This is a genomic window from Streptomyces sp. A01 (assembly GCF_059026195.1).
Genome location: NZ_JBWLKN010000036.1, coordinates 39,616 through 61,175, shown reverse-complemented (window position 1 = coordinate 61,175; position 21,560 = coordinate 39,616). Strand labels below are relative to the sequence as shown.

At 69.8% G+C, this 21,560-nt stretch carries 21 protein-coding genes and 3 pseudogenes; 14 read left to right on the top strand and 10 right to left on the bottom strand.

The window, feature by feature from the left end; genetic code table 11:
* Nucleotides 1-132: 132 nt before the first annotated feature.
* Nucleotides 133-318, top strand: a pseudogene (locus AC5P1B_RS32045) (IS701 family transposase); the annotation flags it as partial.
* Nucleotides 319-696: 378 nt separating this feature from the next.
* On the opposite strand, the gene AC5P1B_RS32040 reads toward AC5P1B_RS32045, so the two are convergent.
* Both AC5P1B_RS32040 and AC5P1B_RS32035 read right to left on the bottom strand, forming a co-directional pair.
* A complete protein-coding gene (locus AC5P1B_RS32040; protein ID WP_243627090.1) occupies nucleotides 697-912 on the bottom strand; it encodes a DUF6243 family protein in 216 nt (71 codons plus the stop codon).
* Nucleotides 913-1,504: 592 nt separating this feature from the next.
* Nucleotides 1,505-1,783: a hypothetical protein gene (locus AC5P1B_RS32035; protein WP_493891504.1), complete on the bottom strand. Its 279-nt coding sequence runs from the start codon at nucleotides 1,781-1,783 to the stop codon at nucleotides 1,505-1,507.
* 88 nt (nucleotides 1,784-1,871) lie between these two features.
* On the opposite strand from AC5P1B_RS32035, the gene AC5P1B_RS32030 reads away from it, so the two are divergent.
* Complete coding sequence (locus AC5P1B_RS32030; protein ID WP_493891503.1) at nucleotides 1,872-2,600, top strand: SDR family oxidoreductase; 729 nt, start codon at nucleotides 1,872-1,874, stop codon at nucleotides 2,598-2,600.
* Between the two features lie 225 nt (nucleotides 2,601-2,825).
* On the opposite strand, the gene AC5P1B_RS32025 is transcribed toward AC5P1B_RS32030, so the two are convergent.
* From AC5P1B_RS32025 to AC5P1B_RS32005, 5 genes are all read right to left on the bottom strand, one after another.
* Nucleotides 2,826-3,116, bottom strand: coding sequence for a DUF6531 domain-containing protein (locus AC5P1B_RS32025; protein WP_493891502.1), 291 nt, complete (start codon nucleotides 3,114-3,116; stop codon nucleotides 2,826-2,828).
* 512 nt (nucleotides 3,117-3,628) lie between these two features.
* Nucleotides 3,629-4,654 carry an outer membrane protein assembly factor BamB family protein gene (locus AC5P1B_RS32020; protein WP_493891501.1) on the bottom strand — a complete coding sequence of 342 codons (1,026 nt, stop codon included), beginning with the start codon at nucleotides 4,652-4,654 and terminating at the stop codon, nucleotides 3,629-3,631.
* Nucleotides 4,655-5,185: 531 nt separating this feature from the next.
* Nucleotides 5,186-5,902 (bottom strand): DUF4232 domain-containing protein, encoded by a 717-nt coding sequence (locus AC5P1B_RS32015; protein WP_493891500.1) that lies wholly within the window; start codon nucleotides 5,900-5,902, stop codon nucleotides 5,186-5,188.
* A 127-nt stretch (nucleotides 5,903-6,029) separates the two neighbouring features.
* The gene (locus AC5P1B_RS32010; protein WP_493891499.1) at nucleotides 6,030-8,750 is read right to left on the bottom strand and encodes an AfsR/SARP family transcriptional regulator; all 2,721 of its coding nucleotides are present in this window, start codon (nucleotides 8,748-8,750) and stop codon (nucleotides 6,030-6,032) included.
* Between the two features lie 255 nt (nucleotides 8,751-9,005).
* Complete coding sequence (locus AC5P1B_RS32005; RefSeq protein WP_493891498.1) at nucleotides 9,006-9,485, bottom strand: TetR/AcrR family transcriptional regulator; 480 nt, start codon at nucleotides 9,483-9,485, stop codon at nucleotides 9,006-9,008.
* A 21-nt stretch (nucleotides 9,486-9,506) separates the two neighbouring features.
* Here AC5P1B_RS32005 and AC5P1B_RS32000 point away from each other — a divergent pair, with 21 nt between their 5' ends.
* A complete protein-coding gene (locus tag AC5P1B_RS32000) occupies nucleotides 9,507-9,659 on the top strand; it encodes a hypothetical protein (protein WP_493891497.1) in 153 nt (50 codons plus the stop codon).
* A gap of 325 nt (nucleotides 9,660-9,984) precedes the next feature.
* Here the strand turns inward: AC5P1B_RS32000 and AC5P1B_RS31995 are convergent.
* Nucleotides 9,985-10,596 (bottom strand): annotated as a pseudogene (locus AC5P1B_RS31995) (class I SAM-dependent methyltransferase); the annotation flags it as partial.
* Nucleotides 10,597-10,620: 24 nt separating this feature from the next.
* A complete protein-coding gene (locus tag AC5P1B_RS31990) occupies nucleotides 10,621-10,800 on the bottom strand; it encodes a ribbon-helix-helix domain-containing protein (RefSeq protein WP_493891496.1) in 180 nt (59 codons plus the stop codon).
* Nucleotides 10,801-11,216: 416 nt separating this feature from the next.
* Here AC5P1B_RS31990 and AC5P1B_RS31985 point away from each other — a divergent pair, with 416 nt between their 5' ends.
* The 4 genes from AC5P1B_RS31985 to AC5P1B_RS31970 all read left to right on the top strand — a co-directional run bounded on the left by AC5P1B_RS31985 (nucleotide 11,217) and on the right by AC5P1B_RS31970 (nucleotide 14,888).
* Nucleotides 11,217-12,590: a hypothetical protein gene (locus AC5P1B_RS31985; protein ID WP_493891495.1), complete on the top strand. Its 1,374-nt coding sequence runs from the start codon at nucleotides 11,217-11,219 to the stop codon at nucleotides 12,588-12,590.
* A 294-nt stretch (nucleotides 12,591-12,884) separates the two neighbouring features.
* A complete protein-coding gene (locus tag AC5P1B_RS31980) occupies nucleotides 12,885-13,100 on the top strand; it encodes a hypothetical protein (RefSeq protein ID WP_493891494.1) in 216 nt (71 codons plus the stop codon).
* Nucleotides 13,064-13,327 (top strand): ATP-binding domain-containing protein, encoded by a 264-nt coding sequence (locus AC5P1B_RS31975; protein ID WP_493891493.1) that lies wholly within the window; start codon nucleotides 13,064-13,066, stop codon nucleotides 13,325-13,327. The genes AC5P1B_RS31980 and AC5P1B_RS31975 overlap by 37 nt, the downstream gene beginning before the upstream one ends.
* 124 nt (nucleotides 13,328-13,451) lie before the next feature.
* The gene (locus tag AC5P1B_RS31970) at nucleotides 13,452-14,888 is read left to right on the top strand and encodes an MFS transporter (RefSeq protein ID WP_493891492.1); all 1,437 of its coding nucleotides are present in this window, start codon (nucleotides 13,452-13,454) and stop codon (nucleotides 14,886-14,888) included.
* A gap of 54 nt (nucleotides 14,889-14,942) precedes the next feature.
* Here AC5P1B_RS31970 and cynR read toward each other — a convergent pair.
* Nucleotides 14,943-15,831: pseudogene (cynR, locus tag AC5P1B_RS31965) on the bottom strand (transcriptional regulator CynR).
* Between the two features lie 124 nt (nucleotides 15,832-15,955).
* On the opposite strand from cynR, the gene AC5P1B_RS31960 reads away from it, so the two are divergent.
* From AC5P1B_RS31960 to AC5P1B_RS31930, 7 genes are all read left to right on the top strand, one after another.
* Nucleotides 15,956-16,555, top strand: a complete 600-nt coding sequence (locus tag AC5P1B_RS31960) for a carbonic anhydrase (RefSeq protein ID WP_493891491.1) — start codon at nucleotides 15,956-15,958, stop codon at nucleotides 16,553-16,555.
* Nucleotides 16,556-16,658: 103 nt separating this feature from the next.
* Nucleotides 16,659-17,129: a cyanase gene (gene cynS / locus AC5P1B_RS31955; protein WP_493891490.1), complete on the top strand. Its 471-nt coding sequence runs from the start codon at nucleotides 16,659-16,661 to the stop codon at nucleotides 17,127-17,129.
* 363 nt (nucleotides 17,130-17,492) lie between these two features.
* Nucleotides 17,493-17,870 carry a DUF952 domain-containing protein gene (locus tag AC5P1B_RS31950; protein WP_493891489.1) on the top strand — a complete coding sequence of 126 codons (378 nt, stop codon included), beginning with the start codon at nucleotides 17,493-17,495 and terminating at the stop codon, nucleotides 17,868-17,870.
* 132 nt (nucleotides 17,871-18,002) lie between these two features.
* Nucleotides 18,003-19,211 (top strand): cytochrome P450, encoded by a 1,209-nt coding sequence (locus tag AC5P1B_RS31945; RefSeq protein WP_493891488.1) that lies wholly within the window; start codon nucleotides 18,003-18,005, stop codon nucleotides 19,209-19,211.
* A 9-nt stretch (nucleotides 19,212-19,220) separates the two neighbouring features.
* Nucleotides 19,221-20,318, top strand: a complete 1,098-nt coding sequence (locus AC5P1B_RS31940) for a type III polyketide synthase (RefSeq protein ID WP_493891487.1) — start codon at nucleotides 19,221-19,223, stop codon at nucleotides 20,316-20,318.
* An 80-nt stretch (nucleotides 20,319-20,398) separates the two neighbouring features.
* Nucleotides 20,399-20,734: an ArsR/SmtB family transcription factor gene (locus AC5P1B_RS31935; protein WP_493891486.1), complete on the top strand. Its 336-nt coding sequence runs from the start codon at nucleotides 20,399-20,401 to the stop codon at nucleotides 20,732-20,734.
* Nucleotide 20,735: 1 nt separating this feature from the next.
* Nucleotides 20,736-21,458 carry a cation efflux transmembrane domain-containing protein gene (locus AC5P1B_RS31930; RefSeq protein WP_493891485.1) on the top strand — a complete coding sequence of 241 codons (723 nt, stop codon included), beginning with the start codon at nucleotides 20,736-20,738 and terminating at the stop codon, nucleotides 21,456-21,458.
* The last annotated feature ends 102 nt before the right edge of the window (nucleotides 21,459-21,560 follow it).

Below are 21,560 nucleotides of genomic sequence, written 5' to 3'. Positions count from 1 at the left end.
AACCTGACGGCACATCAGCCGAGTACGCTCAGAAACCCGGTCCTGACCAGCGGTGATACCGAACTGCGACTGGAGTACTAGTGCAGCAGTCAGAGTTCGTTGCCTGAGTTGGCCGGCTTCGCTGTCCCAGACATGGTGGGGCTGGACGAAGCTGACCTGTGGGCTGGGGAGTTGGAATTGGTCTTCGCCCGTGTGGCGGGCCGGTTCTCTCGGGTAGATCCGCGGTGGCGGATGCGGGACTACGTGCGTGGCCTGGTCGCTCCGGTGGAGCGGAAGAACGGCTGGCAGCTGGCCGCGTACGCAGATCACCGCGGACCGGCCGGCTTCCAGCAAAGTCCCTGACAGCCGTGGCTTCGCAGAGGCCGGCCACCGGTCGGCGGCATCAACGGCACTGCGGGTCACTACGCCTCTTGCTGCCCACGGCCTTCGGCAACACCCTTTAGCTGCGTTGTCGCCCGGGCTGGGCGCGGGGAACGCGCTGAGCTGCTGGTGCGGCTCGGGGTGGTGGCGGTGACGGGGCTGCCGAATCCGCCGCTGTCCCAGATGGTCAGCTGGGACGCGGGTGGCCGGCCGAGAGCTGAGCGGGACCGGCCGCGCCCGGTACGGCAGCAGAGCCCCGAGACGGCAGCAGGGCCCGGACCGCGCGTCGCGGTCCGGGCCCTGCCCCGTGCGGAGCCGCCCTGCGGCGGCCGCGCGTCAGCTCTGTGCGGTGTCGTCGCCCGCCTGCCCGGCGCCCTCAGCTGCGCCTGCCTTCTCGCGCATCTTGCGCACCAGCTCCGCCTTCTGGTCGGCTGCACCCTGGCGGTCGAGGTTGCGGTGCGGACCGTTGTTCTGCCGTTCGGCGCGGGACAGCTTCTTGCGCTGGCCACCGCCCATGCCCACGGGGTTGTTGATGTTCTTGCTCACGGTCACGGGTTCTCCCGGTAATGATGTGAAGTGATCTACGGATTCATCGGCGGGGGACGGGCGGCGACGTCGCAGGACGTCAGCAGGGGCCCATCACGCTCTCACTCGTAAATCAGCGTCTGGAAGAACATGACAAAGACGATACCCGGTTCCGTCGGCCCCGCACACCAACCTGTTCGCCGCCCCGGCGTCGGCCGGACCTTCGGCGAGCGCCCGGGGCCAGCCGTTTCCTTCCGGGAATCTCAGCACCGCCATCACCCGCCGGTGGCCACCGCCCGCCCCGGGCAGGTCCACATGGGCGTTACTGGGCCGCCACGGGCGTTGTCCGTGGTCGCGAGCACACTGACAGCATGAGAGATCATCTCACTCGCGCCCCGCCGTTACGGGACAACCTTGGGGACCTGTCGCGAAAGTGCGGGTCGAAGCTGGTTGTTAGGGTCCGGGAATGGCGCGACTGAAGATTGAGATATCCGTTCCTGAGAGCCACGTGGAGAGCGTGATCGACGCTCTCCACGCGGCCGGAGCGGGACGGGTGGGCGAGTATGCCCGGTGCTCCAGTGTGTGGCGGGTGACCGGCGCCTGGCAGCCGCTGCCCGGCTCACAGCCGTACGACGGCGAGGTGGGCACCGTTCAGCGCGGCGAGGAATGCAGGATCGAATCGGTCTGCGATGAGGACCAGGCCCGTGCGGTCCAGCAGGCCGTTCGCGCCGCCCACCCGTACGAGGAAGCGGTCATCCACTTTCTGCCCCTGTACGAGCCGTGAGTCAGCCGACTGCCACAGGTCAGCGACTGCCGCAAGGACCTCGACTGGCTCAAGGTAGCGGCTGCCGCGGTAGGTGGTGGCGGAACCCTCCAGGCGGAGGATCGGCGGTGGCATCGGATTCGAGGCGATGGGCGCCGCCGGCCATGTTCAGCTGCTCAGGTACCGCTGACGGACAACCGGAGCCGGTAAGAGGAGTAACACCATGAACCTCGACAACCACCGCGTCGTCATTACCGCTGCCGGCCGCGACTTCGGGCGCACGCTGGCTATCCGGCTCGCGGACCTCGGCGCCGAGGTCTTCCTCTCCGCACGCCGTCTGGGCGCCGCCGAACGTGTCCGTGACGAGATTCGCGATCGGGGCCATCAGCGGGCCCACGCCTTTGCCTGCGACCTGACAGACCCCGCCTCGATCCGCGACTTCGCGTCCAGCGTCGCCCGGCACACCGACCACGTCGACATCCTGATCAACAACGGCTCCCGCTACCTCGACGGCCCGGATCTTCAGTCAGCCCCCGACGCCGACATCATCGACACCATCTCCTCCGGCGCCACCGGCACTGTCCTGACCGTGAAGCACTTCCTCCCTCTCCTTCTCCATTCGGACAAGCCGGATGTGGTGACGATGGTCTCCGCCTGCGCAACGGCCGGCCACCACCGCTCGGACGCCCACGACGCCTTCTACGCGGCCAAGAGCGCCCAGGCGGGATTCACCGAGATCCTCTCCAAGCGCCTGAGGCCCCAAGGAGTCCGGGTGATATCCCTCTACCCGCCCGACTTCGACAACGCCGACCCGCTCTCCGAGGAGTGGGACACCACCCCGCGCGGGTCCCAAGACCCCCTCACCGGACAGTCGCTCGTGGACTGCGTCCTCTTCGCGGTCGCCCAGCCCCGCGACTGCTTCATCAAGGCGTTCCACTTCGAACAGGTCTGATCGATGCCCCCGCCAGTCGACAAGACGGCTGAGCCGGGTTCGGAGCCGCCCACGAGTCCCTTCGGCCAGGCCCAGGTCAGCGGGCACGGCTGGTCGCAACCCGCGACGACCTCAACGCACGCCATAGCGATACGAGTCCGACGAGGAGACCTGAGCCCGGAACGGAGGCGACACAAGGAAAGCGGCAGCACTCTGCTGGTGATGTCGGCAGGCCACACTGACCACCTACGGATCAGGCGCGCCAGCGTTGTGCGTAGCCTTCCCGCAGCGGTCCGCCGGCCCGGTGAACTCAAGGTGGGCACCGAGAGAGTGCGCCCACCCGGGGCCGAGAGCGCCGTCGTCCGCCTTGCGGGAGTTGTACGTTCGGCGCCAGGTGAGTAACGCGTCCGACGTCGGTACATCGGTTTCGGACCGCACGAAGTCGCCTATGGCGGTGTGCACGCGATACCCGGCGTACGCATACCCGGGGAGGTCGCCGAAGATCTCGCGCTCGGGCCTGGTGTGGATCGACGTCATAGCGATGGACCTTTCGCCGACGATGCGGGCCCCGCGGACAGGCAGCACCTCATGGCACGGATCGCCCGGCCAGCATAATGACGGCGCCGTCAGACTGAACTCTCGTGACAGTCAAGGGATTTGGCCACACTGGGGCGCACCAGGGGCGGGCAGCCGCTGACCTGACGATTGGCCTCCATCACCGTCCCGGGAGGTGTGGCCGCGCCTGTGCGGGTGGAGCAGCTCGGTAGTTCGCTGGGCTCGTCCGCCCCACCCCGCAGGCTGCTGCTGGACCACCGGCAGCGCCAGCAGCGTCCCCGCGTTGAGGACGAAGAGCCGGTTCGCGTCGCCTGCGGCCGAACGGCCCTGCCCGCCGGTGAGTGGGTAGGTCTGGGCAACACCGCCGGGTGGAACGCCGAAGGCCGCTCACGCCGGTGTCCCGGCTCTCCACCACCCATACGCTGTCCGCCTGAACGACCGGCGGGTGCCATGGCGGGACCACCCCCGAGATGAACGCCGCAGGGTTCGCCTCCTCACCGTTCGTGTGGAGGTAGCGCAGCGCCTCGCCGTCCAAGGTGAACACCACCCCGCCCGCGACGGTGGGCGGGCCCCAGGCCGTATGACCCGCGCCGCACGGGCTGGAGCGAATTCTGGCTCCACAACTCCTCGCCGTCGCTCGCGCGGACCGCTGCGAGAGTGTGGCCGCCGAGGAAGACGGTGCCGCCGTCGATGGCGGCGGCCAGAGCGGCCGCGGCCTGGCCCTTACGGACCCATGCCTTCGCGCCGTCGCGGGTGCGCACCACGGCCACGTCCCCCATGGCACCGCACACCACCAGGAGGCCCCCGCCGAGCGCCGCCGCCGGACGCCCGCCGGTCAGCGACAGGGGCGGGCGCCGGGTCCACCACACCCGGGCGTCGGCCGTTGCCACACAGCGCAGGGCGCCCTCGGACGTCAGCACGTAGACGTGGTCGGCGTCGGCGGCCAGCAGGGCGCTCGCCTTCACGTCGGCGGTCCACCTGGGGGCGCCGGTGGAGGCGACATAGGTGCGCAGCACCCCGTCCACGTCGGCGGCGGTGGCCACCAGGCGGCCGGCGATCGACAGGTGACCCGCGTCGGCGTGCGCGTCGGCGGACCTCCACCGCTTCTTGCCGTCGGTGACCCGGTGGGCGGCGATCCCTCCGCCGGCCGCCGCGAAGACCACCACGTCACGTACGGGCAGTGGGGGCGGCGACCCGGCGTCGGCGACACCCTGCAATGGACTCCACACGGGGCGCGGTGTCCCGGTGTCGGTGCCGAGTTTGGCGGGCTGTACGTCGGCGGCTGGTGGAACGTCGAACGGATCGGACGGCGTGTCGTCCGGGTCGGAGGCGCCGCCGTCGGAGAGCCACCACGCCGTGCTGCCGGCGCCGGCTGCCAGCAGGCGCGCCAGGTAGCGGCGCTCGGGCAGCATGCGGACCCCTGTTGCCGCGTCCAGCCGCGCGAGCGTGATGTACTCCCCGATCCGTGACGGGTCGGCCTGGCGCATCCCTTCCAAGCCGTCCCCCTCAGCTACGAGCACCGGCACGCGAGCCTACCGGCGAGCGCCGACGCGGCGGGGCGGGGCGGCCGCACCCACGGGCGCGCCCGACGGCGTGAGGGCTCCGCCGGGACAGCATCCGGAATGCCGAATTCCCCGTCCACGGCGGTGGCTTCGAGAGGCCGGGGCGGTAATCCGCCCTGCCTCTCAGCAGTTCGCCGGTGGCGCGTGTCCTGACGCGGGGGTGGGCGCAGCCCGACGTGCGCCCGCCTCCGTCGGGGCCTGCGGGCAACGCGTCGTCGGTCTCCGGCAGGGGGATCGTGGCTCGTGTGGGACAGGTGACCCATGGCACGCTCCCCACAAGCCGTCCCGCGGACGGCGCGCCACAGCGCGCCCCGCGCGGCGCGGGCACACCGCGGCGCGGGGCGCGCATCATCGAGAGAGCGGGGGCTCGGTCCCCTCCGCGCGCCCTTCGGCAGCCGGTCGGACGCACCGGTGCCCCGCGGACACCACCGCTGCCGGGGGGGCGGAAGTGAAGCGCAGGGCACCGGTGAGCGCCTGGGCAGGGACGGATCAGAAGTCGTACGGCTTGGCGGTGTTCCAGTTCAGGACGTCAGCGTTGGACCAGGTGAACTTCGACGGAACACCCTTGCTGTCGAGGGCCTCCTGGTCGGTGCCCGGACCGGTGTCGCCGGTCTTGTCGCGCATGGCGAGGGAGAGGGACGACGACGTGTGGGTCTTCGCCGTGTCGGTGAAGAGGTTCACGGCGGAGTAGACCTTGCCGCCGGGACGGATAGTGATCCGGGTGCCGCCGCCCGGGGCGTCCTTGGGCGAGTGGCGCAGGACGTTCGTGGTGTCTCCGAGCATGACGGACGGATAGGAGATGACCCAGCAGGGCTTGGCGTCGGCGTTCCGGGCGGTGATCAGCAGGTGCTCGCTCTGCTGCTTCGGGAAGCGGTGCAGTACGGAGTACGACATCTCATCGCCGTCGCACTGGCGGGTGCTGCTGGAGGCGACATTGTTGACCTTGCCGGGGGTGGAGCTCGACGCCGAGTCGGCGCTGACCTCGGAAGCGCTCTTCCCGGTGGACGGCTGGGACGGCTTCGTCCCCTTGCCGCCGCCCGTCTCCGCCGCCTTCTGTGAGCCGTCGGCCGCGCCGGCGCTCTTGCTCACGTCGGACTTCGCACCGCTGTCCGCTGAGTTGTCCGAGCCGCCGCAGGCGGTCAGGGTCAGGGCCAGGGCGGCGGTGGCGGCGGCCAGGACGGTGGTGCGGAGCTGGGATGTACGCATGCTGAGGTTCCCCCGTGCGGTGGAGCGGAATTCGCGGAGTTGTCTCCGCGGTGAAGACCAGCCTGCCGGGACCGGCTTACGTTCCACTCACGCACGGCTGACGTCCCACTGACGCCACGCCGCGGGCTCATTTCCGAGCCGTGAGCCGCACCATCGCCGTGTCGTACCGGGCCCGCAGTGCCTCATCCTCCGACGCCCGCAGCAGCGGGCCGAGCGCCCGTACCGCCCCCTCGTCGTAACCGAAGGACTCCGCCTCACGCGCCGCGCCCTCAAGGCGCCGGATGCCCTCGGCCTCGTCCCCCAGTCCCAGCAGCGCCTCCCCGGCGACCGTGGTCAAGAGCACCCGGGACGCCGGTGACGCGTCCGAGGGGTTGTCGAGGGTGAGTGCGGCGACGGACGTGTCGAGGGCCGGCTGCCATTGCCGGGCGTCCAGCTGATGCCGGGCGAGATGGTACAGGGCCAGCCGCTCGGTGTGCGGGTCGTTGGCCGCGCGAGCCAGTTGAGCCGCGCGTACGCATCCCTCGGCCGCCTCCTCCGGGCTGCCGAGCGCCGCTTGGGCCAGCGAGAGGTTGACCAGCGCGGTCGCCTCGCCGCGCCGGTCGCGGGCCTGGGCGGCGAGTGCTGTGGCGGCCTCCAGGTGGACCAGCGCCTCCTCGGTGCGGCCCTCTTCGGTCAGTATCCAGCCGAGCAGGGCGAGGACCCGCGACTCGGCGCGGGCGTCGGTATCGGCCCGTGCCGCCTCAAGTGCCCTGCGCAGCACGGGGGTCCAGCCGTCTCTGACGCGCCACACCATCTGCGGCCACAGCGCCAGGACGAGGCGCCAGGTCCTGCCGTGCAGTCCGGCGGCGTGCGCCGCGGCCGCCGCCAGGACCACGTCGTCCCGTTCGGCCGCGTACCAGGCCATGGCCTCGTCACGGTCGGCGAACTCCCGTACCGCGCGCGGCTGGTGGAGGTCCGCGGGCAGCGCGAAACACGACTCGTCGCCGGGCTCGGCCGCGTCGGCCGCGGCCAGCGCGGTGAGCACACTGTGGTCGAGTACCCGGACGAGCGCGTCGGGCCCGGCCTCCAGGCCGCGCGCGTACAGCCGTACGAGATCGTGCAGCGCCCAGCGCCCGGGCGCTGTCCGGGTGACGAGGTGTGCCGCTGTCAGCCTGTCCAGCGCGGCCCCGGCCGTGTCCGGGTCCGTGTCGGCCAGGGCCGCCGCCGTGTACCGGTCGACGTGGGTGCCCGGGTGGCGGCCGAGATGCGCGAAGTGGTGCGCGACGTCATCGGGAAGCCTGCGCACCGTGAGCCTCAGTGCTGCCCGTACTCCCGTGTCCTCCACGTCCAGCAGGTTCAGGCGGCGTGACTCGTCGGACAGTTCGGCGCTCATCGCGCCCAGGGACCAGTCCGGCTGATCGGCCAGTCTGGCGGCGGCCACCCTGAGCGCGAGGGGCAGCCCGCCGCACAGCTCGGCGAGGCGCCGAGCGGCCACCACCTCAGCGAGCACCCGCTCCTTGCCGAGCACGGCGGCGAGCAGGGCCGTGCCGTCGTCCGGGTCGAGTACGTCCACGGGGATGGGACGGGCGGCGTCGGAGGCGATCAGGCCGCGCAGCCGGTACCGGCTGGTGACCACGGTGACGCATCGTGCGCCACCCGGCAGCAGCTCTCTGACCTGCTCGGAACCGCGCGCGTTGTCGAGCACGACAAGGAGCTGACGATCGGCGGCGAGGGACCGGAACAGCGCGGAGGCACCGTTCGTCGACTCCGGGATACGGCGCGGCGCGACGTCCAGCGCCAGCAGGAACTCGCGCAGCACCTCGCGGTGGGCCGGCTCGCCCGTATCGCTGAAGCCGCGCAGGTCGGCGTAGAGCAGACCGCCGGGAAACCCGGCGCGGTGACGGTGCGCCCAGTGCACCACGAGCGCCGTCTTACCGACCCCCGCGGGCCCGGTGACCAGACAGACGGGCGCTTCGCCCGCGGCGGCGCGGGACAGCGCGGCCAGTTCGGCGGCGCGCCCGTGGAAGCCGCGCGGCACGCGCGGCAGCAGGTCGGCCCCCGCGGGCAGGGAGGCCGGGGGCGCCTGCGCGGTGACGGGCCCGGGTGGCGGGGCTTCCTCCACCTCGTCACCTCCCCCGCGCAGCGCCTCCGCGTAGGCGTCCGTCAGCTCCCGGCCCGGGTCGACCCCCAGTTCGTCGGCGAGCAGCCGCCGGGTGCGGTGAAACCAGTCGAGCGCCTCCGCGCGACGCCCCGCACGCCGCAGTGCCTTCATGAGCGCGGTGGACAGCGACTCACGCAACGGGTGGGCGGCGGCCTCCGCGCGGAGTACGGCCGCTGCCCGGGCGTGCTCACCCAGGCGCCCGTAGTCCGCGGCCAGCAGCTCCACCGAGGTCAGCCTGAGTTCCTCCAGCGCGTGCGCGGCGGCCTGCAGTGGCGGACTCGGATACGCACCGGTCAGCGCGGGCCCCTGCCACAACGACAGCGCTTCCTGATACATCGCCACGGCGACGGCCGGGACACGCTGACCGCGAGCCAGCGTCACCAGCTCTTCGAAGCGGTGGGCGTCCAGCAAGGCCTCCGGCATCCGCAGGACGTACGCCGTGCCCTGAGTGACCAGTTCGACGCCGAACGACTCAGCTCCCGCACCGGCGAGCAAGGCTCTCAGGCGGGACACATGGCCGTGGATGACGCTGCGGGCGTGCTGCGGCGGCTCGTGATCCCACAGCGTGGCCGTCAGCTGGTCGACCGACACGGGGCAGTTGGGCCGCAGGAGCAGAGCGGCGAGGAGGCTGCGCCGCTTGGCGGGCCCGAGTGGCAACTCGTCGGCCTCTGTGGCCACGGAAACCGCTCCGAGCAGCCGGAACTCCACTGGTGCAACTCCTCCTGCGGAAAGAAACCAGATTACCGGAGGGGGTGGGCGAGTGCGCCGGGCGCCCGGGGATCACTGGGGGTACCGGCGTCCACCAGCACCGCGGGCCCGGCCATGGGCGAGTCCGCGGTGCTGGTGGACTCCGGCGCCCGGAAGCCGACCGGCCACGCCGGGCGGGGTGGGACGGACAGAAAGACGAGGGACGGGTACAGAGACAGGAGCCGTACGCGGTCAGGGCCGGTTCAGTGAGACTGCTCAGCGTGGAGTGTCGAGCAGCCACCGCGTTGTCAGTTCGTGGACGTCGGCACGGCTGCGATCGCCGCGGTCGGCGAACATGAACTGGTCGGCGATGTACAGCGAGAAGGTGATCAGGCAGCGTGCCTCGACTTCGTCCTCGTCGGCGCGGAAGGCGCGGAAGGCGCGGAAGGCGCGGAAGGCGCGGAAGGCGCGGAAGGCGCGGAAGGCGCGGAAGGCGCGGAACAGCGAACGCAGGTAGTCCATGTGGCGGTTGTCGACGCGCCGAGGGCGTTCGGCGACCGCCGGATCGCGCCGGGCCCAGTCGCGGATCGCCAGGTCGGTCGTGATGTCCGTGTCGAGCCCGTCACCAGTGTCGGCGATCGCGAACAGATGGCGCAGCCGGGCTTTCGCATCGCCGCCTTCCTTTTCATCGCCGCCTTCCTTTTCGACGCGTGCTTCCACGTCGTCGGTGATCTCGCGTTCCCAGCGGTCGAGCATCTCCTTGAGCAGGGCGCGCCGGTGCCCGCACCGTTCGGCTGGGCGATGACCGCCTGGGGTGTGGTTCTCGTCGCCCTGCTTCCCGCCTCACCGGCATGGGTCTTGCTGTTGGTCGGGGTGCTGCTCGTACTGGCCGCGCGTGGCCCCGGCGCAAGGGACACCGAGGACCGCTGAAACAAGCCCACTCGCCGCGCTGGGCGGCACTGTCGCGATAGCCGCGAGCAGGCGTCAGCCCCCGGGCCTTGACATGAGGGGCGCCGTCCGGGGGGTCGCGTAAGCCTCCCAGGCTGGGGCCGCGCTGTTGGACGAGACGGTCCGCAAGACCGGTCTGGTCGAGGCCCGGACGCCGAAAAGGAGCAGAGCGCTGCTCAAGCTCGTGAGCTCACTGAACTTCTGACACCGTTTTGTGGGCAGGATCAGGCCCCGGTCCGGCCGCGCGCCACCACGTCCGGGGTGCCGTGTCGAGTGAACGTCCACAGCACGGACGTTGAGGAGGAGATCAGGTGGTGGCCAGCAGCAGGTCCTCTCCGCTTGACGGGCGGAGGCCGTCGGCGCGATCGGCGAAGTAGCGTTCGGCGAGCGAATCTCCCGACACGTGTCGGGCGTTTTCGAAGCCGGCTTCGCGGGCCAGTGCCAGCATCTCGGGCGGGGTGTAGAAGCTGATGAACGGCGTTCCGGATGCTTGCGCGCCTTCCTCGCTCGTCCGGAGGCCCGGGCGATCGGCGTCGTCGAGCAGTTCGGTCGGCAACAGGAAGGTCATGGCGAGCGTCGAGCCGCGTGCGAGCCCGGCGATCTGGCGCAGGGTGGCCGCGGTCGCGTCTTTGGTGAGTCACATGGTGACGCCGGTGGAGACGATGACCGCCGGGCGGCTGGAATCGAAGCCGGCAGCGGCCAGCTTCCTCAGCCAGTCTTCGCTCGCCTCGAAGTCGACCGGCACCAGGTGCAGCCAGTCGGGGATGCCGTAGCCGAGTTCGACCAGGCGATGGCGCTTCCAGGCCTGTGGGCCGGGCTGGTCGACCTCGAAGACCCGCAGGCGGGAGGCGAACTCAGGCCTACGCTGGACAAAGGTGTCCAGGCCGGCTCCCAGGATGACGTACTGGGTGACGCCACGGCCTCGATTCCTTCGGTCGCCATGTCAGGTCTCCTTCTCACTCGATTGCTGTTGGTGCCCATGGGTGTCGTCGAGGTAGGCGCGCAGCGCGTCAGCGACCAACGCCGACAACGACATGCCCGACTCGATTGCGCGGTACTTGACCTGCTTGATCAGCCCGATCGGCAGGTACACGTTGAACTGCTTGACTTCCTCATCACTCACCAGCGGATGCTAGCACACTAGCAAGCTAGCACCCGTCGGCGTAGCCTTTCGCGCCCGGCTGCCGACTGCTCCTTGAGGGGCGGTCGTTTGGCCATCACGGTGATCAGGACCCAGGTCAGGTGTGTTTCCGAGTGCCGCGGAAGCCTCTCGCAACCCCTCACGTCGCGGCGGGCATGCGTGATCCGGCCCCGCGTTCTTTCGGCTTTCCAACGGCGGGGCAGGACGACGAACGCTTTCGCGCCGCGCGGCCGGGAGACGGTCTTGAAGGGAGATTGATCTCGGGGCGCTCAGCACGGTGATCAGCGGAGAAGGGCGTGGAACCCGGCTGGAACTCCCGGTCATCCAGTTGGTGGAGACCCAGGTCGTCATGGGTGTGTCCTCGGTGATCCGTATCCTGCGGCTGGTTACCGTGAGGCATGTTGACCAAGCTCCACGACGTGCCGCTGATCGACCCGGAGCGCGACCTGCTGATCGACCCGTCCGCCGGGTCGGCGACAGGCCACACGGGCTCTGCGGCCAGGCTCGCCGACGCCCATGCGGACGTGCTGCGCCAGGTGAGACAGGCCGGGTTGAGGGCACCGCTGGCGGACAGCCGGACACGAGTGGACTACCCGGTGCTGCCGGCGATCGCGGCGCTCGATCCCGGTGCCGAAGCCGCTCTGACCGACGGCGTGTTCATTCTGATGGCGGCCCTGCGGCGCATCGTGTGCGCCTATCGGTCGGACGCCGAGCTCGCCGACTTCCTGGACGTACCGGCCGCGGCAGCCGACTTCTGGATCAGCGAGCAGCCCCGGCCCGCCGAGTTGGCCATCGACCTGTGCCGGGTCGACCTGACCGGTGACCACCGGCTCGGCGACGTGCGGATTCTGGAGTTCAGCCCCAACAGCCCGGGCGGGGTCATCTTCAGCGGTATGACCGCCGACTGGTGGCGCTCGTCCTCCTTCGGACCGGTGCTCAAGCAGTGGAACAGCGCCCCGTCCGCCTTTGAGGGTGCCACCTGGTTCGCCGACGCCCTGCTGGCGGTCGAGGCCCGGCATCGGGCACCGGGGCAAGCGGCGGGGCAGACGGGCCAGCGCGACGATGCCGAGCCGCAACCTCCGCTGCTGCTGCTGGGTCCCGCCCACGAACGGCCCGCCGAAGGCGACGCCCTGGCCCGGCAACTGCGCCGGCTCGGGAGAGGCATGGCGGCGTGCGATCCGGCCGAGGTGCGGGGGGAGGAACGTGCCCGCCTGTGCTACCTCAAATACCACCTGCACGAAATCATCGTCGACAGCATGCGCTGGAAGGCGGTCAGGAAACTGGGGAGAGCCGGGCGACTGCGGGTCATCAACGAAGTAGCGATGCGGCTGATCGCGGGCAGCAAACTGTGTCTGGCCGTCATGTCCGATCCGCGATTCCGGTACCTGTTCTCGGAGGAGCAGCGCCGGGTGATCGACTGGCTGGTGCCCTACAGCCGCAAGCTGGGCGACGGGATCGGGCCGGCGGAAACGGTGGACGACCGTGTCGACCTCGTCCTCAAAAGCCCCTACGGATACCGGGGGCGAGAGGTCCACATCGGCCGGGCGTGTGACAGCGGCCAGTGGCGGGACCTCGTGTACGACTCGCGTCACCGGGGATGGCTGGTTCAGCGATTCGTACAGCCCGGCAGGGTGCAGGGGTTCAACCGCGACTTGGGCGTCGTGGTCATGAACGACCGGATCGGCGGTTACTCGGCCAGGGTGAACAAAGATCTGGTGATCAACGTCGCCCAGGGCGGCGGAAAACAGACGATCGTCAGCTGCCTTCCCTGACCGCTCCGCGCCTCGCGACGGACAGCCCACACGCATGGGCCGGAGGCGGGTGCCGCGGCCCCCGCGTATCGGCACCGCGCGGGCGTCGTTCCCGGGAGCACGGCGGGGCGCGGCGGGGCGCGGGGCGCGGCGCGGCGGGATCAAGAGCAGGCAGCCCACGCTGCCCGCTTGCGCCGCCCTGACCTGTGGCGATGCCGGGCAGCTGACGTGGGCCGCAAGAACGAGACTGTTTTTCCTGTGTCCTGCGCCGCACTCTTGTCTGGCTTCGGAACAGCGACGGGAGGGCAGAAGGTCGTGGCGTCGCCAGGTGCGGAATGCGGGAATCAGATCGGGCGCGAGCAGGCGTACGTGTCGATGCTGTACCAGCGGGTCGACGCGCTCCGCGCGGAGACGGCGGCTCGGCCGGCCGGGGCGCTGCGGGCCACCGGCGGCACGGCCCAGGCCCGCCCCGAACGGGATGTGGCCTTCAACGAGTGTTCCGGGAGGCTTTCGGTCCGTACCCCGATCTGACGGCACCGGTCGTGGTCCTGGGCGTCCAACAGGCCAAAGGGCTCGCATTCGACTCGGTCCTGATCGCCGACCCGGCCGCGATCCTCGCCCGCTCCTCCCGGGGGCGCAACAACCTCTACGTCGCCTTGACCCGGACCACGCGACGACTCGGCATCCTGCGTCCAGGGCCCGCACCCGCTGCCATCGCCCGTGCCGTGCACGAGCGCACCACCGGCAGTGCGATCTGATCCCACCCACGATCACCATCGTGCTGTCGGCAGCCGCACGCGAACCGGGCAACGTCCCGCCACCACGTCCCAGTTTCAGCAACGTTCTTTGCGCAACGCGGGTTGTCTTCCCGACGCTGGCTCCATGAGTGACCTTGAAGATGAAAGCGGCGAGCGAACGCCTCCCGTTCGATGGGCGGTTGGCAGCCTCGCGGTGTCGATGTTGCTGTCGTCGCTCGGCACCAGCATCGCCAATGTCGCCCTGCCGACATTGGCCCAAACGTTCACCGCCTCATTCCACGAGGTCCAATGGGTCACCCTGGCCTATCTCCTCGCCATCACCACCCTGATTGTCAGCGTTGGACGGCTGGGTGACGTCATGGGTCACCGACGGGTTCTCCTAGCCGGAATCGTCCTCTTCACCGTGGCCTCGATTCTGTGTGCTCTCGCGCCCACGCTCTGGATGCTCATTGCGGCCCGGGGAGTGCAGGGACTGGGAGCAGCCATCTTGATGGCGCTCACGATGGCGCTTGTCCGCGAGACAGTTCCCACCGCGAAAACCGGCAGCGCCATGGGACTGCTCGGAACCATGTCCGCGGTGGGCACCGCTCTCGGCCCCTCGGTCGGCGGCCTCCTGCTCGCCGGCCCCGGTTGGCGGGCGATCTTTCTCATCATGGTGCCGCTGGGTATCCTCAATTTCCTTCTCGCCCATCGCTACCTGCCCGTCGACGCGCGGAAGGCGACGATCGACAGGAAGAGCTTCGACCGTTGGGGCACACTGCTGCTTGGCCTGACGCTCGCGGCCTACGCTCTCGCCGTGACGGTCGGGGGCGGTCGATTCGATGGGCTCAACATGGCTCTGCTGTCGGCCGCCGCGCTGGGAGTGTGCCTCTTCGTGGTTGTCGAGGCGAGAGCGGTATCGCCGTTGATCCGATTGTCCACATTCCGCAACGCGGTGTTGAGTGCCGGCCTGGCCATGAACGCGCTCGTCTCGACGGTGATGATGACGACGCTGGTCGTCGGGCCGTTCTACCTCTCCGGTGCACTCGGGCTCAACGAGGCCTTTGTGGGAATCGTCATGTCGATCGGCCCGGTCGTCTCCGCGCTGAGCGGTGTCCCAGCCGGCCGTGTGGTCGACCGCCTGGGCGCACCGTTGATGGTCATCGTCGGCCTCATCGCCATGGCGGCTGGTTCCCTTGCTCTCTCCACGCTTCCGGCGATGTGGGGCCTTGCCGGTTACATCACCGCTCTCGCCGTCCTGACCCCCGGCTATCAGTTGTTTCTGGCTGCCAACAACACCGCCGTCATGATGGACGTCCACCCGGACCAGCGAGGCGCCATCTCCGGCGTTCTCAGTCTGTCGCGCAATCTCGGGTTCATCACCGGCGCATCCGTCATGGGTGCTGTGTTCGCTTTCGCCGCGTCGACGACCGACATCACGACAGCGAGCCCCGAGGCCGTCGCCACGGGAATGCGTATCACCGTCGCTGTGGCGGCGGTCCTGGTCCTCATCGCGGTGGTCATCCCGTGGGGAAGCCGTGCTTTTTCGACACGTCCTTCGCCCGTCGGAAACATCTCATGACGCGCGTAGCCGCCGGCTGGAAAGCGCGCGTGAACTGATCGAGACCATCAGCGGCTATCGGCAACGAGCCCACTGGGTGGCCTGGTGGGTGAAGGCGCGGGCGGCGGCGCTTTGGTAGGTGCTCTCACGGCGGAGCAGAGTGACGTCGCGGGAGGCAAGCGGGGGGCTCAGGGTGATGGGGGTCAGGTGGGGGTGGTCGCGGGTGATGGCGTCCGGCAGGACAGTGGCGAGTGGGGTGCGCGCGACGATTTCGGTGAGGGCGTTGAGGGAGTTGGCCTCCACCGCGACCCGAGGGTGAACGCGGTGTTCGGCGAAGCACGCGTCGATGTGCCGACGGGTGGCGAAGTCGCTGCTCAGCAAGGCGAGATGGTGCTCGTCCAGTGCGCTCATCGACAGGGGACCGGGCGGTCGGCATGGGGATGGCGGGGGCCGACGACGAGGCTGAGGGTCTCGGTGAACAGGGCGGTGGCGTCGATGCCCGGCAGGTGGGCGGCGCTGAAGGCGACGCCCAGGTCCAGCCGGTCGTCCAGAAGCTCGGCCTCGATGCGGTCCTGCGTCATCTCCCGTACGTCCAGGGTGATGCCGGGGTGGCGGGTGTAGAAGCCGGCGACGAGGGGCCGGTGAGGTAGGCGGTGAAGGTGGGGGTGACCGCGAGCCGGAGATGACCGCGGGAGAGGTCCTGCACGTCCAGCACCGCCCGCTCGCCCGCCGCCAGGTCCTGCAGGGCGCGCTGGGCGTAGTGGACGTAGGCCTGGCCGGCGTCGGTCAGGCGGACGGTGCGGCCCGTGCGGTCCAGCAGCTGGACCCCGAGGGTCTTCTCCAGCTGTCTGACCTGCTGGGAGAGGGTGGGCTGGGAGATACGCAGCTCTTCGGCGGCGCGAGTGAAGTTGGCGTGCTCGGCGACCGCGAGGAGATAGCGCAGGTGCCGCAGTTCCGGCTTCATACGACAACTATAGGCCTCAGCGATAGCAATCATCGATAAGGAGTCTTGGACCCTATAGATACTGGTCATGCAAGGTGAAGGACGTCGGCCCCCGACCAGCAACCCGATCGAAGGGAGTGAGGGCATGCGTCATCTCGCCGAGGGAGTCAACCGCTTTCAGCGGGAGGTCTTCCCCGCCAAGGCCGGGCTCTTCGCCCACCTCGCAACCACCCACCAGCCCAGCACGCTGTTCATCAGCTGCTCCGACGCCCGGGTCGTACCCGAGCTCATCACCCAGACCGACCCCGGCGAGCTGTTCGTCATCCGCACCGCCGGGAACCTCGTCCCCGCCCACGCCCCCGGCGCCGACGGGGTCGCGGCGAGCATCGAGTACGCGGTCGCCGTCCTCGGCGTGAAGGACATCATCGTCTGCGGGCACTCCGCCTGCGGCGCCATGACCGCCCTCGCCGAAGGCCACGACCTGACCGGCGCACCGGCCATCGCCGACTGGCTGCGCCACGCGGCCGCCTCCCAGGCCCGCGCCTCGGCCGCCCAGGGCGGGCACAAGGTGGCCGCCCTGGTGCGGGAGAACGTCGCCGCGCAGCTGGCGAACCTGGCCACCCATCGTTCCGTGGCCCGCGCCCTCGCGGAGGGCAGTGTGCGGCTGCACGGCTGGGTCTTCGACATCCCCACCGGCACCGTCGAAGAACTCGACACCAGCGCGCGCCCAACCGCCGCGGCCTGACCCCCAGCTCTTGATCTTGCCCAGGGTGCCTTCGCCCTGGCCTTCCCACGAACCCGCCGCCTCCGACTCGGTGGACGGCGCCCTCAGAAAGGAAGCCCTTCCCATGGCGCACGCTCAGTACGACCCCACCGCCCGGCAGCAGCTCGCGATCGCCGCGGTCGAGGCCAAGACCCGCCGGGACGTGTCCTGGCAGCAGCTCGCGGATGCCGCCGGCCTCTCGGTCGCCTTCGTCACCGCCGCCGTTCTCGGCCAGCACGCCCTGCCCGAGGCGTCCGCCAAGGCGGTCGCCGAGCTGCTGGGCCTGGACGACGACGCGGTGATGCTGCTCCAGACCATTCCGCTGCGCGGCTCCCTTGAGGGCGGCATCCCGACCGACCCGACCATCTACCGCTTCTACGAGATGCTTCAGGTCTACGGCACCACGCTCAAGGCCCTGGTCCACGAGCAGTTCGGCGACGGCATCATCTCCGCGATCAACTTCAAGCTCGATGTGAAGAAGGTCGCCGACCCCGAGGGCGGCGAGCGCGCCGTCATCACCCTCGACGGCAAGTACCTGCCCACCAAGCCCTTCTGAGTCTCAAACCACATCTTCTCCCCCGGAAACGGTCCTCACGACGCCGCGGTCGCGGTGTACCGGTTCTGCGGGAGCACAACGGCGGTGAGCGCCGCGCGGCCGGCGCTCCCACCGCTGCCTGACACACGCACCGGCCCGTCTCGACATCCCGGACGGGTGTCCGCACAGGGACCTTCGCGGTGAGGGTGTGAGGGTGAGCGTCAGCTCGAAAAGGTGACGTCTGAGCACCGCACGGAGATCACGTGATTCACCCTGCTGCCGTCCACCACGGGCCACCGATCAGTCCCCCGCCCCTTCGCCGCGAGCTTTTCCCGACTGCTTCAGAGGCGCGATGGCGCAGCAGCGGCCCGCTATAACTGGCGCATGCTCTATCACGCGGTCGCTATCGACAACTGGCTCGCCGGACCCGACAGCCCCTATTCACCCCCGACGCTCAGCAAGGACGGCACCGTGCACTGCTCGTCCAGCGAGGAAGCACTCCTGGCCGTCGTCACTCGCTTCCTGCGGACGGTGGAAGGCCCACTCGTGGCACTGCTCATCGACGAGGCGAAACTCGACGCCCCGGTCAGCTGGGAAACAACCGCTGCCCCGGCTTTGGCCGGGGTGCCTGGAACCGCAATGCCCAGGATTCGCGGTCCCGTCAACCGGAGCGCGGTCGTCGCCATGATGGAGATCGCACGGGACGACGACGGACGGGCCCGGAAGCTGGTGCCCCTGGGACCCGTTCACCGGCGCGAGTGAGCCATTACGCCGATCAAAAGGACCTCGTAAGGGTGGTCTCCGTTTTATCGAGGTGGCGTGACGTTCGTGCGGGTATCGCCTTGAGGGGGTTCTGCGATACGGACGGGCCTCGGATGAGAGGGGAATAACGGAATGACCACTGTGGACACTGTGTGGGAATGCCCCTTCCGCCATGACGAGGCTCTGGAACCAGATCCGTTCATGACCCGGATGCGGGACGAGGCACCCGTCGCCCGTGTCCGTATGCCGTACGGGGAGGGCGACTGCTGGCTGGTGACGCGCTACGCGGACGTACAGATGGTGACCTCGGACCGCCGGTTCAGCCGGGCCGCGCTGGTCGGTCGGGATTTCCCGCGGATCACCCCGGCGCCCATCGCCCAGTCCGAGGCGATCAACCTTATGGACCCGCCCGCGCTCAACCGGGTGCGCCGACTGGTCATGAAAGCCTTCACCACCCCCCAGGTCGAGGCTTTGCGTCCGTGGGTCCAGCAGACCGTGGACGCGTTGCTGGACGCGATGGCCGAGCACGGCGCGCCCGCTGACGTCGCCGCACACCTGGCGAACGAGCTCCCGCTGATGACGATCTGCCAGCTGATGGAGGTCCCCGAGGAGGATCGCCCGCTGCTGCGGCGTTGGGCCATGGCCATGATGTCCATGAGCGCCGCCGACCGCTCCTCGGCAGCCGAGGCGAAAGCGGCGTTGCGCGACTACTTCACCGCGCTGACCACGGAGCGGCGGCGCGACCCGGGTGATGACCTGATCAGCGCGATGGCCACCGCGCGCATCGGCGACGAGATGCTGGAGGAAGGGGAGCTGGCCGTGCTGGCCATGCTCCTGGTCGTCACCGGACACGACACCACCACCTATGACATCAGCAACATCCTCTACACCTTGCTGACCCACACCTCGCAGTTGGACCAGTTGCGGGGCAGTCCCGAACTGCTGCCGCAGGCACTGGAGGAGCTGCTGCGGTACATCCCCTTCCGCCAGGGCGTGGGCATTCCCCGGGTGGCCCTGGAGGACGTCGAGGTCGGCGGCGTGCTCATCGAGGCGGGCGACACCGTGCACGTGTCCTATCTGACCGCCAACCGTGACGGTCTGGCGTACGAGCGCCCCGACGAGCTCGACTTCGACCGGAAGCAACCCGCCGCGCACATGGCCTTCGGCTACGGCAGCCACCACTGCCTGGGCTCCCACCTGGCCCGCATGGTCCTGCAGGTGTCCATCGGCACCCTGCTCAGCCGCTTCCCCGGACTGCGGCTGGCCGTGCCGGCCAACGAGGTGCGGTGGAACACCGTGTCGATCTGGCGCTACCCGCTCGCCCTACCGGTGACCTGGTAAGGACCCATCATGGCGACATTGTGCAGGCCGGCCATCGCCGTACCCGAGCACGTCATCACCCGGGAACAGACCCTCGAACTGGCGCGGGAGCTGCATGCGGGCCACCCGCAGCTCGGTCTCGCCCTGCGCCTCATCGCCAATACCGGCGTCCAGACCCGCCACCTGGTGCAGCCCATCGAGGACACCCTGCGGCACCCCGGCTTCACCGCACGCAACGCCCTGTACGAGGCCGAGGCCAAAGCCCGGGTGCCCGAAGTCGTGCACCGGGCACTGGAGCACGCCCAACTCGGCGCCCGCGACATCGACCTGATCATCTATGTCTCCTGCACGGGCTTCATGATGCCGTCACTGACCGCCTGGCTCATCAACACCATGGAGTTCCGGCCCCAGACCCGGCAACTGCCGATCGCCCAGCTCGGCTGCGCCGCGGGAGGCGCCGCCATCAACCGCGCCCATGACTTCTGCACCGCCTACCCGCAGACGAACGTGCTGATCGTGGCATGCGAGTTCTGCTCACTGTGCTACCAGCCGACGGACCTGGCGGTGGGCAATCTGTTGTCCAACGGCCTGTTCGGGGACGCCATCGCCGCCGCGGTGGTCCGCGGCCAGGGAGGCACGGGCGTACGACTGGTCCACAACGGCTCCCACCTGGTGCCGGGCACCGAGGAATGGATCTCCTACGCGGTGCGCGACACCGGCTTCCACTTCCTGCTGGACAAGCGGGTGCCCGGCACCATGGCCGACCTCGCCCCCGCCATGCGCGACATGGCCGCACTGCACGACTGGGACGTCTCGGGCCTGTCCTTCTACATCATCCATGCCGGCGGGCCCCGGATTCTGGACGACCTCTGCACCCATCTCAAGCTGCCGCCGACGATATTCCGCTACAGCAGAGCCACCCTCACCGGACGCGGCAACATCGCCAGCGCTGTCGTCTTCGACGCCCTGGAACGCCTCTTCGAGGACAGCGGCACCGACCACTCGGCCCAGGGGATCATCGCGGGATTCGGCCCCGGTATCACCGCTGAGATCACGTTGGGCACATGGAATATGACCGGCAAGGACGACGGCCGACCGCGGCACCAGTTGGCGGCGGTGCCCGGATAGAAGTGCCGTTGCCGAGGACGCCCTGAGCGGCAAACGGTGCAGTATTCCGTGAATTCAGGATCACGTGTACTCTCGCCGGTGTGCTGACTCTCGCCTCCGACATCGAGGTGCTGGCGCGGTTCGGCCGCGCCCTCGCCGACCCGATCCGCTGCCGGGTCCTCCTCGCCTTGCGCGAGGCCCCGGCCCATCCCGCTGACCTCGCCGACGCCCTGAAGATCTCCCGGACCCGGTTGTCGAACCATCTGGCGTGCCTGCGCGACTGCGGGTTGGTTGTCGCGGTACCGGTGGGGCGCCGCACCCGTTACGAGCTCGCCGACGACCGTCTCGGTCACGCGCTGGACGACCTGCGCGCCGCCGTGGTGGCGGTCGAGGCCGACAAGACCTGCCCGGACGCGGATGCGAAGGACTGCTGCTGACATGACCGCCGAGATACGCATCGGCACAGGCCCTGTCCCGGCCCGCCGGGACGTGCTGGCCCGCCGGATACAGCTGCTGGTCGCCGCGACCATCACCTACAACGGCATCGAGGCGGTCGTCGCGCTCACCGCCGGGGCGATCGCTTCCTCCACCGCGCTGATCGGCTTCGGCCTGGACTCCGTCATCGAGGTCTCCTCCGCCGGGGCGGTCGCCTGGCAGTTCTCCGCCCGTGAGCACGCCGTGCGCGAGGCGCGGGAGAAGACCACCCTGCGGATCATCGCCATCTCGTTCTTCGTGCTCGCCGCGTACGTCGGCGTCGACGCCGCCCGCGCCCTGGCCGGCACCGCGGAGGCCGAACGCTCGATCCCCGGCATCGTCATCGCCGCGCTGTCCCTGGCCGTGATGCCGTTCCTGTCGGCCGCCCAGCGCCGCGCGGGCCGCGAACTCGGCTCCGCCAGCGCGGTCGCCGACTCCAGGCAGACCCTGCTGTGTACGTACCACTCAGCAGTCCTGCTGGTCGGCTTGGCCCTCAATGCCTCGCTCAGCTGGTCCTGGGCCGATCCGATCGCCGCGCTCATCATCGCCGCCATCGCGGTCAAGGAAGGCCACGACGCCTGGCAGGGCAAGGGCTGCTGCGCGACACCAGCCACCGCCGCGGCGGTGCCGCCCGCCGGCGCCGAGGCGGACGCCTGCGGCTGCCGGGCCGGCTGTGACTGCTGCTGACCGGTGCCGGTACGGGTCCGGTGGCCCCACATCGGACGCGCCACCTTGGGCCGAGCACCACCTGACGGCTGACCCCGCAGGAAGGCAGCGCATCGTCATCGG